The sequence below is a fragment of the uncultured Citricoccus sp. genome, assembly GCF_937871995.1.
Lineage (GTDB): Bacteria > Actinomycetota > Actinomycetes > Actinomycetales > Micrococcaceae > Citricoccus.
In genome coordinates this window covers 43,115-55,222 of sequence record NZ_CALMQR010000072.1, presented here as the reverse complement: position 1 = coordinate 55,222, position 12,108 = coordinate 43,115, and the positions used below count along the sequence as shown (strand labels likewise).

General features: G+C 72.5%; 12 protein-coding genes. All 12 read right to left on the bottom strand.

Translation table 11 applies throughout. The annotated features are described in order from the left end of the window. Positions 1–206: 206 nt before the first annotated feature. On the bottom strand, positions 207–1,331 hold the full coding sequence (locus Q0283_RS08315; protein WP_298044182.1) for a hypothetical protein: 1,125 nt from the start codon (positions 1,329–1,331) through the stop codon (positions 207–209). Positions 1,332–1,634: 303 nt separating this feature from the next. Next, positions 1,635–2,333: a 3-oxoacid CoA-transferase subunit B gene (locus Q0283_RS08310; RefSeq protein WP_183529069.1), complete on the bottom strand. Its 699-nt coding sequence runs from the start codon at positions 2,331–2,333 to the stop codon at positions 1,635–1,637. A gap of 14 nt (positions 2,334–2,347) precedes the next feature. Then, positions 2,348–3,109, bottom strand: coding sequence for a 3-oxoacid CoA-transferase subunit A (locus Q0283_RS08305; RefSeq protein ID WP_183529070.1), 762 nt, complete (start codon positions 3,107–3,109; stop codon positions 2,348–2,350). Positions 3,110–3,215: 106 nt separating this feature from the next. Further along, complete coding sequence (locus Q0283_RS08300; RefSeq protein ID WP_298044179.1) at positions 3,216–4,466, bottom strand: thiolase family protein; 1,251 nt, start codon at positions 4,464–4,466, stop codon at positions 3,216–3,218. Between the two features lie 141 nt (positions 4,467–4,607). Beyond that, complete coding sequence (pcaC, locus tag Q0283_RS08295) at positions 4,608–5,063, bottom strand: 4-carboxymuconolactone decarboxylase (RefSeq protein WP_298044178.1); 456 nt, start codon at positions 5,061–5,063, stop codon at positions 4,608–4,610. A gap of 118 nt (positions 5,064–5,181) precedes the next feature. Next, complete coding sequence (locus tag Q0283_RS08290) at positions 5,182–6,003, bottom strand: alpha/beta fold hydrolase (protein WP_298044177.1); 822 nt, start codon at positions 6,001–6,003, stop codon at positions 5,182–5,184. A 153-nt stretch (positions 6,004–6,156) separates the two neighbouring features. Continuing rightward, positions 6,157–7,719, bottom strand: coding sequence for a lyase family protein (locus tag Q0283_RS08285; protein WP_298044175.1), 1,563 nt, complete (start codon positions 7,717–7,719; stop codon positions 6,157–6,159). Positions 7,720–8,017: 298 nt separating this feature from the next. Then, the gene (gene pcaG / locus Q0283_RS08280; protein ID WP_298044174.1) at positions 8,018–8,659 is read right to left on the bottom strand and encodes a protocatechuate 3,4-dioxygenase subunit alpha; all 642 of its coding nucleotides are present in this window, start codon (positions 8,657–8,659) and stop codon (positions 8,018–8,020) included. Beyond that, positions 8,649–9,362: a protocatechuate 3,4-dioxygenase subunit beta gene (gene pcaH, locus Q0283_RS08275; RefSeq protein WP_221243794.1), complete on the bottom strand. Its 714-nt coding sequence runs from the start codon at positions 9,360–9,362 to the stop codon at positions 8,649–8,651. The genes pcaG and pcaH overlap by 11 nt, the downstream gene beginning before the upstream one ends. Positions 9,363–9,531: 169 nt before the next feature. Next, a complete protein-coding gene (locus Q0283_RS08270) occupies positions 9,532–10,746 on the bottom strand; it encodes a 4-hydroxybenzoate 3-monooxygenase (protein WP_298044173.1) in 1,215 nt (404 codons plus the stop codon). A 147-nt stretch (positions 10,747–10,893) separates the two neighbouring features. Further along, a complete protein-coding gene (locus Q0283_RS08265) occupies positions 10,894–11,802 on the bottom strand; it encodes an IclR family transcriptional regulator (RefSeq protein ID WP_298044171.1) in 909 nt (302 codons plus the stop codon). Next, the gene (locus Q0283_RS08260) at positions 11,789–12,019 is read right to left on the bottom strand and encodes a hypothetical protein (protein ID WP_298044170.1); all 231 of its coding nucleotides are present in this window, start codon (positions 12,017–12,019) and stop codon (positions 11,789–11,791) included. The genes Q0283_RS08265 and Q0283_RS08260 overlap by 14 nt, the downstream gene beginning before the upstream one ends. Between the last annotated feature and the right edge of the window lie 89 nt (positions 12,020–12,108).

The window sequence follows — 12,108 nt, the reverse complement described above, 5'->3', positions numbered from 1 at the left end:
CGGGGCGAGGCGGGGTGGGGCGAGGCAGGGGCAGTGCTGGGTGGGGCGGCCCATCATGGTCGAGAGGACATGTCACCCCGGGGGACCCCACGGACATGTCCTCCGAGTCCGGATGAACGGCCGCCAAGGGCACCGGGGGATCAGGATGAACGGCCGCCAAGGACGCCGGGGGATCAGGATGAACGGCTGCCGGGGGTGCCGGTGGATCACCCTCGCCGCCGAGGGACGCCGTGCTGTTCCAGAATGGCCTCGAACCGGCACCGGGTGAACAGGTCGGGCCAGATCCACCGTGCCATGCCATACCCCTGCCGGCGGATCGCGTCCTCGCGGTGCTTCTCCCGGATCAGGGCGTCCTGCCCCACGGGGCCACCGGCCCCGGGACGCGCCAGCCGCCCCGTGTACTTCACCAGTCCGTCGAACTCGGCGGTCAGGCGGATGTCCTCCCAGTAGAAGTCGGTCCGGGCGATCAACGTCCCCGCCGTGTCCAGCACCGCGTACTGGAGCTCAGGCACTACGAAACCCGCCTCGTGGATGACGGCCCGGCTCAAGGACTCCCCCACCGACTCGGACCGGGCGTCGGCGAACGCCCACTGGGCATCGAACCGGGTGCGCTGGGCGGCGGAGGGCAGGAGCTCCCGCGCACGACCGGCCATCAGGTCGGCAGCGGCGTGGTCGCGCATAATCGCATCGGCCGCGGCGGTCCCCGTGCTCAGCGGTTCGCTGCCGAAGACCAGGGCCATCGCCGCCGGCAGTGGATCCACCCGCACCCGGCCCAGCACCGTACCGTCCTCCAGGCACACGCTGACCCGGGTGTGGGCCGGCGGTGGCGATCCGTCCGTCGCCGCGCCGGCACCGGCCCCTGCTGCCTCCCCGCCCGGTGCGTTCCAGTGCCGGTGCACGCGAGGAAGCACGGGGACCCGGCCGTCCCCGTTCATCAGGCCCTGCGTACTGAGCTCGGCGACGGTCTTCAGGACCTCGTGCTCGTTGACGTAGGGCGACACCTGCCGCCGCGTCCCGGAGTCACCGCGGTGCACCGCCCGAACGTGGAGAGTGGGGACCTGCTCGACCACCGGGTACCCCAGGAGCCCGAGCGCCGTGGCCCCGCAGAAGGTGACCGGCCGGCGTCGGGAGTCCGCGAAGGCCACGGCACCCACCCGGTGACGGTCCTGCCGGGACAGCAGCAGCCACCGCCGCGTGGACGCGTACGTGCCGGGAGCCAGACGGACCAGCTCTCCCCGCTGGGCCCGGCGGGCCAGCATCCGGGCGGAGCGGCCCCCGTCGCTCTCGGTAGGGCGGATCAGCAGGGGCTCGGCGTTCGCAGGGGACGTCACCCGCCCATGCTGACTGGTCCGAGGTGCCCGCGGGGACGCTGTCCACAGCGTGTGGACAGTGATGATCCGGGTTCAGGAGACGCGTCACGCGCCGTGCCCCGCCGGATGAGTCCTCTCGATGATGACGGACGCCGGGAACCGGCCCCCGGGAACCCGGCGCCGGCCCGCGCACGGACATCGGCCTGCGCACGGGTGCCGGACGCCGGGGGCTGGAGGACGGACGACGACGGCCGGCCACCTCGGGAGGTGACCGGCCGTCGTCGGGAGGGCACGCGGCCAGGGCCGCGAGGCGGGCTCAGCGGCTCAGGCGCCGGCCTTCTCGAAGCGCACGTCCGGGTGCCTCTCCTGCAGCTCCTCGAAGGTGAGGCCGTGCAGCTCGCGCACGGTCACCACGCCGGAGGGGTCCAGCAGCAGCACGGCCCGGTCCGAGTAGATCCGGGACACGCAGCCCACGCCGGTGAGCGGGAAGGTGCACTCGGCCATCAGCTTGCGGTCGCCCTTCTTCGTGAACAGGTCCATCATCACGTAGGTGTCCTTGGCGCCGATCGCCAGGTCCATGGCACCGCCCACGGCGGGGATGGCCCCGGGCTTGCCGGTGGACCAGTTGGCCAGGTCACCGGTGGCGGAGACCTGGTAGGCGCCCAGCACGCAGACGTCCAGGTGGCCGCCGCGCATCATGGCGAAGGAGTCGGCGTGGTGGAAGTAGGAGGCACCCGGCAGCTCGGTCACCGGGATCTTGCCGGCGTTGATCAGGTCCTCGTCGACCTGGTCACCGGTGGCCTCCGGGCCGAAGCCCAGCATGCCGTTCTCGGTGTGCAGCGTGACCTTCTTCTCCGGGGAGAGGTAGTTGGACACGGTGGTCGGCTGGCCGATGCCCAGGTTCACGAAGGAGCCCGGCGCGATGTCCTCGGCGATGACCCGGGCCAGTTCGTCCTGGGTCAGCGGGGTGTCGGTGCTGCGGAACGCCTGGACGTCCGCGGCCTCGGTGGTCTGCTCGCTCATCTCGCTCGTCCCCTTCACTTCTGGGCGGCCAGCTCGGCCGCGGTCTTGGTGGCCATGCAGGGCTTGGACCGCCCGGCGGCCAGGGCCTCGCGCTCCTCGCGCTCCTTCACGCCGGAACCGGTCGGGATCCCCACGACGGTGTCCACGTAGATCCCCGGGGTCACCACGTGCTCCGGGTTCAGCGGCTCGTCCAGGACCTCGTCCACCTGCACGATGGTGTGCGCGGCGGCGGTGGCCATGACGGGCCCGAAGTTGCGGGCGGTCTTGCGGTAGACCAGGTTGCCGTACGGGTCGGCGGCGTAGGCCTTGATCAGGGCGAAGTCGCCGCGGATCGGGGACTCCAGCACGTAGTGCTTGCCGTCGATCTCGCGGACCTCCTTGCCCTCAGCCAGCTGGGTGCCGTACCCGGTGGGGCTGAAGAAGCCGCCGATGCCGGCACCGGCGGCGCGCATGCGCTCGGCCAGGTTGCCCTGCGGCACGAGCTCCAGCTCGATCTCGCCGGCGCGGTACGCCTCGTCGAAGTGCCAGGAGTCGGACTGGCGCGGGAACGAGCAGATGATCTTGGCCACCCGCCGCTCCTTGATCAGCAGGGCCAGGCCGGCGTCGGCCTGCCCGGCGTTGTTGTTCACCACGGTCAGGCCGGTGGCACCGGAATCCATCAGCGCGTCGATCAGCTCCATCGGCTGGCCGGCGTTGCCGAATCCACCGATCAGCACCGTGGCGCCGTCGGTGATCCGGGAGACGGCCTCGGCAGCCGTGTCCACGAACTCAAGCATCGTTCCTCCTTGGGAAGGGTTGGTCTGTCAGGTCGGGTCTGGCCCACGACGCCGGCCGGCGCCCCGCGCTGCGAACGCGCCGGCCGGCGTCGGGGACCGGACGGGGTCAGCGGGCGTTGACGTTCTCCAGCACCACGGCGATGCCCTGGCCGACGCCGATGCACAGCGCGGCCACGCCCCAGCGGTCGCCGGACTCCTCGAGGCGGCGCGCCAGGGTGCCGAGCACGCGGGTGCCCGAGGCGCCGAGCGGGTGGCCGATGGCGATGGCCCCGCCCCAGGCGTTGACGATGGACAGGTCCACGCCCCAGGCGTCGGTGCAGGCCAGGGACTGGGCGGCGAAGGCCTCGTTGAGCTCCACCGCGGAGACGTCGTCCCAGGTGATGCCGGCCCGCTCCAGGGCCTTGTTGGCCGCGTCCACCGGCGCGTAGCCGAAGTACTGCGGCTCGTTGGCGGCGGTCGCGCGGCCGGCGATCCGGGCCAGCGGCTGCAGGCCCAGGATGTCGGCGGCCTTGTCCGAGCCGAGCCAGGCGGCGGAGGCGCCGTCGTTCATGGGCGAGGAGTTGCCGGCGGTGATCATGCCGTTCTCCTTGCGGAACACGGTGCGCAGCCCGGCCAGGGACTCGGCGGTGGAGTCCGGGCGGATGGTCTCGTCCCGGGCCAGGTCCACGTCCGGCACGGCGACGGTCAGGTTGTCGTACTTGCCCTCGTCCCAGGCCTTGGCGGAGAGCTGGTGCGAGTTCGCGGCGAACGCGTCCATCCGCTCACGGTCGATGCCGTACTTCTCCCGCAGCTGCTCGGTGGCCTCGCCCAGGGAGACGGTCCACTCCTTGGGCATGTTGCGGTTGACCAGGCGCCAGCCGAGGGTGGTGTTGGCCAGCTCCAGGTTGTGCATCGGGAAGGGACGCTCGGTCTTGGGCAGGACCCACGGGGCACGGGACATCGACTCGACGCCGCCGATGAGCATGAGGTCGGCCTCGCCGGTGTTGATCTGGCGGGAGGCGATGATGGCGGCGTCCAGCGAGGAGCCGCACAGCCGGTTCACGGTGGTGCCGGGGATGGAGGTGGGCAGCCCGGCCAACAGGGTGGCCATGCGGGCCACGTTGCGGTTCTCCTCGCCGGCGCCGTTGGCGTTGCCGAAGACGACCTCGTCGATCCGCGCCAGGTCGCTGCCGGCTCCCGTGCCCTGGGTGTCCGGGGCGTCGGGCAGCAGGCCGGCCAGCTTGGGGGCGCGCTTGACGGACTCGCGCACGACGACGGTGGCCAGGTCGTCCGGGCGGGTCTTGGCCAGCGCGCCGCCGACCTTGCCGAAGGGGGTGCGGACGGCGTCGTAGATGTAGGCGTCAGTCTGGGCAGTCATGGGATGACCTTCTCTCTGTTCGAACGACAGGCTACTGCGGTGGGCCGGGGACGGTCTGGGAGCCCGGGGAGGGCGACCGGCCCGGCGACGGTGGTGGGCTGCGGTGGGAGGTCGGGGTGCGGGTGGGGGCCCGGCCCGCCCCTAGAGCTCCTTGCCGGCGGCGAGGTCCTCGTCCACCTGGGTGAAGACCTCCTGGGCCAGCTTGAAGGCGATGTTGGCGGCGGGCACGGAGGAGTAGATGGCGGTCTGCAGCAGGATCTCCTTGATCTCCTCGCGGCTCAGGCCGTTGCGCAGCGCCGCCCGGATGTGCATGGCGGCCTCCTCCCAGTACCCGCCCGAGACCATCGCGGAGATGGTGACGGCCGAGCGCATCCGCCGGTCCAGGCCCGGGCGGGTCCAGATGGTCCCCCACGCGTACCGGGTGATGAGGTTCTGGAAGTCCTCGGTGGTCTCGTCCTTGTTCGACTCCGCGCGGTCCACGTGGGCGTTGCCCAGGACCTCGCGGCGCACGGCCATGCCGGCGTCGAGGACGTCCTGGCTCGTGGCGGACATGTCGTGCCCGATGGGCTGGGCGGTCTGCTGGATGTTCTCGCTCATGGAAGCTCCTGCTCTGTGAGGTCTCGTGCCGCGGGGGAATCGGGGTCGGGCGACGCGCGGGCCCGCACCTGCGGGGGCGGCGTCCCGCGGTGCGCGGGGGTGGCGTCCCGGGTGGGGCTCAGCCGGCGCGGACGGCCCCGAAGTGCTCCCGGAGGATGCGGGCGGTGTTCTCCGGGTCCTCGGTGGGCCCCTGGTGCGCCACGCCGTCCAGCACCACGGCGGTGCCGTGCTGGACCCCGGCGGCGATCTGCTCGGCGTCCGCCGGCGGGCAGACCCCGTCCACCGCGCCGTTGACGGCCAGGATCGGCGTGGTGATCTCGCCCAGGCGCTCGCGCACGTCGAACTGCGCCAGCGCCTCGCAGATCCGGGCGTAGGAGAACCGGTCGGCCTCCTGCAGGGTGTGCAGCAGGCGGGTCGAGCGGGCGGGGTGCTTCTCGATGAAGCCCGGGGCGAACCACTTCTCCGCCGAACCGGCGACCATGGACGGGGTGCCGGCCTTCTCGACGAACGCCGCGCGCTCGCGCCAGGCCTCCGGCACGCCGATCTTCGCGGCCGAGCAGATCACGGCGATGCCGTCGAACAGGTCACCGTGGTCCAGGCCCAGCTGCAGGGCCACCTCGCCGTTGACCGAGACGCCGGCGTAGTAGACCTTGGCGCCGGCCGGGATCGTGCCGCTGGCGTGCTGGGCCCGGACCAGGTCCGCCACGGCGTTGGCCAGGTCGGCGATGGAGGTCGGCTCGTTGTGCGCCGGGGACTCACCGTGACCGGGCAGGTCCCAGCCGATGACCTGGAAGCGCTCCTCCAGCAGGTTCGCGGTGTCCTGCCACAGGGCATGCACCCCGGTGCCCAGGCCGGCGCCCACGAACAGGACGTCCTGGGGCTCTCCGAACGAGTCGACCTCGTTGGTCAGACGGCTCGCGGTGATCTCTGGTGTCGTCACTGGTGCTCCATTCCTTGTTCCTTGGGCTGCTGACGTCGTCGTCAGTCGTCGGGGTTCGTCGGTTCTCGTCGGCCGCCACCGGGCCTGCACACGCGGATCCGGCTGGGCGGGGGTGGTCGGTGGTCGGTCGCTGCTCGTGGTCCTCGGAGAGGCTCAGTCCTGGCCGGCCGCCAGGAACCCGCCGGCCGCGGCCACGAACCGGTCCACCAGGACCCCTGCCTCCCCGGTGTACTCCGCCGGGTCGAGCAGGCCGTCGAGCTGCGCGTCGGAGACGGACGGCGGCAGCTCGGCGCGCAGCAGGGTGCGGAAGTCGGGTTCGTCCGGGCCGCCGCCCAGGCTGCGGTCCACGATCGCCTGGAGCCGGGCCTTGCCGGATCCGGGCTCCCCACCGGCCTGCTCCTGCAGCACCGGGGCGAGCTCGGCCATGAGTCGTTCGGAGACCAGCAGCGGGCCCACGCGGTTCAGGTTCTCCGCCATCCGCGCGGTGTTCACCCGCAGTCCCGAGACCAGCTCCGCGGTCCGCTCGGCCGCGCCCCCGGCCTGGCGCATCAGGTGGCGCAGGGCCGGCCACTCGGCGTGCCAGCCCCCGTCCGGGCGTTCCTCGTTCGCGGCGCCGGCGGCGGTGAGCACCTGGGCCAGTGAGCCCGGTGCGGACAGGGCGCCGGAGTGGATCATCACGGAGAGCACGGGGTTCTGCTTGTGCGGCATCGCCGAGGACCCGCCGCGACCGGCGGCCAGCGGTTCACCGAGCTCCCCGTTCTCGATCCGGGCGGAGACCAGCACGTCATTGGCGAGCTTCCCGCAGGCGGCCACCACCTCGGCCAGGGCCGCGGCGATCCCGGTGACCGCCATCCGGTTGGTGTGCCAGGGCCCGGCCGGTGCGGCCAGCCCGAGCCGGTCCGCGAGGCGCTCGACGAGTTCGAAGGGGCCGAGGCCGGCGTCGAGGGTCCCCTGGCGGTGCGCCGAGGCCACGCGGCCGGACAGGGCCGCCATGGTGCCGGCGGCGCCGCCCCACTGGATCGGCAGCGCGGTGGTGGCGGCCTCCAGTCGCCGGCCGGCCTGGGTGAGCGCGGTCAGCCAGCCGGCGGCGCGCAGCCCGAAGGTCGAGGGCAACGAGTGCTGGGCCAGGGATCGGGCCACCATCGGGGTGTCCCGGTGCGTCCGCGCCAGGTCCACGAGGGCGGCGACGGCGGCGCGCAGGTCCGCCAGGATCGTCGCCGCGACGCGGGCGGACATCCGCATCATGGCGGTGTCCATGATGTCCTGGCTGGTGGCGCCGACGTGCAGGGCCCCGGTGACGCCCGCGTCCTGCGGGGCGGCCTCGGCGGCGCGGGCCCGCATGGCCTTGAGCACGGGGATCAGCGGGTTGCCGCCGTCCTGGCCGGCGTGGGCCAGCGCGGCGAGGTCGTACTGGGCGGGGTCCGCGCAGGCCTGGGCGGCGCGGGCGTGGGCGGCGGAGGTCATCCCCGCCTCGGCGAGCACCGCGGTCCAGGCGGCCTCGACCTCGAGCAGGTGACGCAGGTAGGCGGTGTCCGAGGACTGCGCGGCCACCATGGTCCCGGCGGAGAGCGGATCCAGCAGGCCGACGTCGGACTCCGGGTCCCGGACCGGGCGCGCCTCCGCGGCGTCCCGGACGGACTGCGACGCCGGCACGGCCCGGTCACTCGGACCCGGCTCGGCGGTGGAGGTCTCCGTCAACGCTGCTGGATCGGTCATCGGGTGGCGGGCTCCTGGGTCTGGCGGGTGTCTGGCGACGGGTCTGGCGGAGGGTGCGGACGGGCGTCCGGCGCGAGTCCGGACGGCGTCCTGGGGGTCGGCCGGAACGGGCCGGCCCCTCCTAGGCTATCGGCAACGATGGCCCGGTGGCCCGGATGCGTCCGCAGAATACCTGGAGCGCATCCGGGCCACCGGGCCCGTCGTCAGCGGGGCTGTGCGGTACGTCTCAGCGTCCGGCACCCCGGTGCGGGGGGATGCCGGACGCCGCCGCCCAGCCGGGCGCCGAGCACGGGGGTGCTCAGGCGTGGTCCGGGTACTCGATGCCCGGGAACTGCAGGAACACGGTCTCCTTCTCGCCCTGCAGGTGCACGTCGAACAGCAGGCTGCCGTCGGCCCGGCGCTCGGCGATCAGGGTGCTGCGGCGGTCCGCGTCCAGGGAGGACAGCAGGGCGTCCTTCTCCAGGGCGGCGGTGTCCTCCGGCAGGTAGATCCGGGTGTGCAGCTTGTTCAGCAGGCCGCGGGCGAAGACCACGAGGTGGATGAAGGGGGCCTTGCCCTCCTCGGTGGGTCCCGGGTTCACGGTGGAGAAGGTGTAGGTGCCCACGTTGTCCACGGTGGCCCGGCCCCAGCCGGTGAAGGTCCAGCCGTCACGGACCAGCGAACCGGTCTCCTGCGGGATCTGCCCCTCGGCGTCGGCCTGCCAGATCTCCAGCATGGCGTCCGGGATCGGGTCGCCGTTGCCGTCGTACACGGTGCCGGTCAGGCGCACGGCGTCCGGGCGGGCGGGGTTGACCAGGTGGTTGCCGTCGCGGAAGGGCAGGTGGACCTGCTCGAAGCCGTCGGCGTAGCCGAAGAACGGGCCGATGGTCTGGCCCGGGGTCGGCACGAGCCTCTCGTCGCCCGAGCGTGCCGCGTCCAGCTGGTTCTGATCAATGCGCATCGGTGTCGCCCTCCATCCAGGTTCGGTTGCTGCCGCTGAGCACGATGTCCCAGTAGTAGCCGGTGTTCCACTCGTGGGTGGAGACGTTGTGGTCGTAGGTGGCGACCAGCCGGTCGCGGGCCTTCTGGTCGGTGATCGACTGGTAGATCGGGTCCAGGCTGAACAGCGGGTCGCCCGGGAAGTACATCTGGGTGATCATCCGCTGGGTGAAGTCCGTGCCGAACAGCGAGAAGTGGATGTGGGCCGGGCGCCAGGCGTTGTGGTGGTTCTTCCACGGGTACGGGGCCGGCTTGATGGTGGTGAACTCATAGGAGCCGTCGTCACCGGTGATGGTGCGGCCCACGCCGGTGAAGTTCGGGTCCAGCGGAGCCGGGTGCTGGTCGCGCTTGTGCACGTAGCGGCCGGAGGCGTTGGCCTGCCAGATCTCCACGAGCTGGTTGCGCACCGGGCGGCCGTCGCCGTCCAGGATCTTGCCGCGCACGACGATCCGCTCGCCCAGCGGTTCACCCTGGCCCTGGACGGTCAGGTCCGACTCCAGGGTGTGCACGTCGCGGTTGCCGAACGCCGGGGACCACAGCTCGATGGTCTCCGGGTCCGCGTGGTGCATGGACTTGGTGGGGTGGCGGTACAGCGAGCTGCGGTACGGCGGGAAGTTCACGCGCGGCTGGGTCTCCCCCGAGGCCGCGTCGTGGATCTCCTGCATCTCCGCGTTGATGGTCTCCTGGGAGTCCTGGGTCGCAGCGGGGTCGAGCACGTGGCTGTTGCTGAAGCTCTCCTCAGCAGGATCATGCTGGTCCTGGCTCACGGGCTGCTCCTTTCGGGTGGGGTTGGTGGAGGTGGGGTGGTTCAGGGGGCCGGTCCGGGGGCGCCGGTCAGGCGTGGGGCCAGCCGGTGTAGGACTCGGCGAGGTACTGCTGACCGTAACGGGACGAGGTGATCGTCTCCAGCTCCCCGAGCGCGCGCTTGGCCTCGAACGGGTTGGCGTCGGCGCGGGTGTGCAGCATGGAGGTCATCCAGTAGGAGAAGTTCTGCGCCTTCCAGACCCGCTTCAGGGCGGTGCCCGCGTAGGCGTCCAGCAGCTCGCGGGAACCGGAGGAGTAGAAGGACTCCAGCGCGTTGAACAGCACCTGCACGTCCGCGAACGCCAGGTTCAGGCCCTTGGCGCCGGTCGGCGGGACGGTGTGCGCGGCGTCGCCGGCCAGGAACATGTTGCCGTGGCGCATGGGCTCGCGGACGAAGGAGCGGAAGTTCAGCACGGTCTTGTCGAAGATCGGGCCGGTCTTCAGCTGCAGGCCGTCCGGGCCGTCCACGCGCTTCTGCAGTTCGGACCAGATGCGGTCGTCCGACCAGTCGTCCACGTTCTCGTCCGGGGCGCACTGGAAGTACATCCGCTGCACGGTCTCGGAACGCTGGGAGATGAGGGCGAAGCCGTCCGGGGAGTTCGCGTAGATCAGCTCCGGGGAGGACTTCGGGGCCTCGGTGAGGATGCCGAACCAGGCGAAGGGGTACTCGATCTTGAAGTCCTTGTGTCCCTGGGCCTCCCCCACCGCGCGGCGGCAGAAGGAGCGGGAGCCGTCCGCGCCCACGAGGACGTCGCACTGGACCTCGAACACCTCGTCCGGGTTCGCGCCCTCGGAGATGTCCTTGTAGCGGAACTTCGGGGTGTCCGTCTCCAGGTCGAGGACCTCGATGACCTCGGCCTCGAACCGGACTTCGCCGCCGTCGCGCTTCCGCGCCGCGGCCAGGTCCACGAAGACCTCGTTCTGGGCGTACAGGGTGACGGTGGCGTCCACCAGGTCCGGGAAGTTCAGCAGGTGGGACTCGCCGTTGAACCGCAGGTCGATGCCCTCGTGCTCGTCGCCGACGGTGAGGACGCGGCCGTCCACGCCGGTGTCCGTCAGCATCCGCACCGCCTGCTGCTCGAGGATGCCGGCGCGGTGGGTGTTCTTGATGGTCTCGTGGTCCCGCTTCTCCACGACGACGTTGTCGATGCCCTGCTGGGACAGCAGGTGGGAGAGCAGCAGGCCGGCCGGGCCGCCGCCGACGATACCGACCTGGGTGCGGGTGACTGTGGGGGTTTCTGCCATGCCAACTCCTTCGTTGTGCGGACGTTCGGGTCTGGCTCCAGTGTGATGGAGCGAACACCACCGCGCCGCGTCGATTCTCACTCGGTGAGAATGACGTCGGCGGCCGGTCCCCTCGCGTCCGTCCGCGAGCGCCCCGGACAGGCCCCGCTACTCGCGGGGCACCTCGACGGGGGGATGGTTCGGGTGGATCCGCTCCGCCCGGGGCAGGTCGTCCTGTGGACCCAGCGCCCTGCTGATGCCGCGGGCGGCCGCCAGCAGCATGGGGGCCAGCCCGGGCCGGAACTCCGAGCTCCGGGGCACCACCACGCCCAGGGCGGCGATCGTCTGGCCCTCCGGGGAGAGCACCGGCACGGCCACGCCGGTGGCCTCCGAGTCGATCTGCCCGTCCACCGACGCCCAGCCCTGGCGGCGGACCTCGGCCAGCAGGGCCCGCAACTCCTGCTCCGTGGGGTTGACGACGCCCCGGGCGGACCCGCGCAGCGTCCCGCCGGCGGGGCCGGGCCGGCCCGCGGAGGAGGCGCCGCCGTCGTGCCACGTCTCCGCCAGGGGCAGGCCGAGCTCCGCGGCGTGCTCGGCCAGGAACGACTCGGCGACGTGCCGGCGGGCGAAGGCCAGCAGCACCAACCCCAGCGCCGTGGTGAAGGTGGGCAGCCGGCCGGCGATGGTGGCCTGGTTCGGCACCGCACCGCGGGCGGAGAGCCGTTCCAGGACGAGCACCCCGGCGGGGTCCAGGACGGCGATCTGGGTGTGCTGGCGCAGCACCGCCTGGACGTCGTCCATGTAGGGCATCGCGGCCCGGCGCAGCGAGGTGCCCGGGGAGGACCGGGAGGCCAGCTCCCACAGCCTCATCCCGGGTCCGACGGCGCCGCCCTCCCCGCGCTCCAGCAGTCCCGCCGCGATGAGCCGGTCCACCCACCGGTAGGCGGTGGGCAGCGGGATGTCCGACCGGCGGGCCAGGGCGGCGACGGAGAGGGTGGGACGGTCGGCGTCGAAGGCACCGAGGATCCGGATCAGCCGGTCCAGGGTGCTGTCCCGCGGCGTCTCAGCGCTGGACACGGCGGGAGGCCCGGGCCTGGCCCCGGTCGCGGGGACCTCCGGAGGCGTCCGGGAGCGGGACGGACTCCCCGGCCAGGCGGCGCCGGCGTTCGCGGACGGGTTCCTCGAGGCCGGTCCCGGGCGGCGCCGGGGGGTGTCCGAGGCCGGGCAGGAGCCTCGAGCGCTCGGTGTAGAGCGCTCGGCCAGCCTCGTCGCGGGTCACCGGGTCGTGCGTCACAGCTCAATTATGGACCCGGGCGGCGCGGGGCCGGGCGGCGCGGGGCCGGGCGGGGCGGCCGGGGTGGGTCACGACGTCCCCCCTCGGGG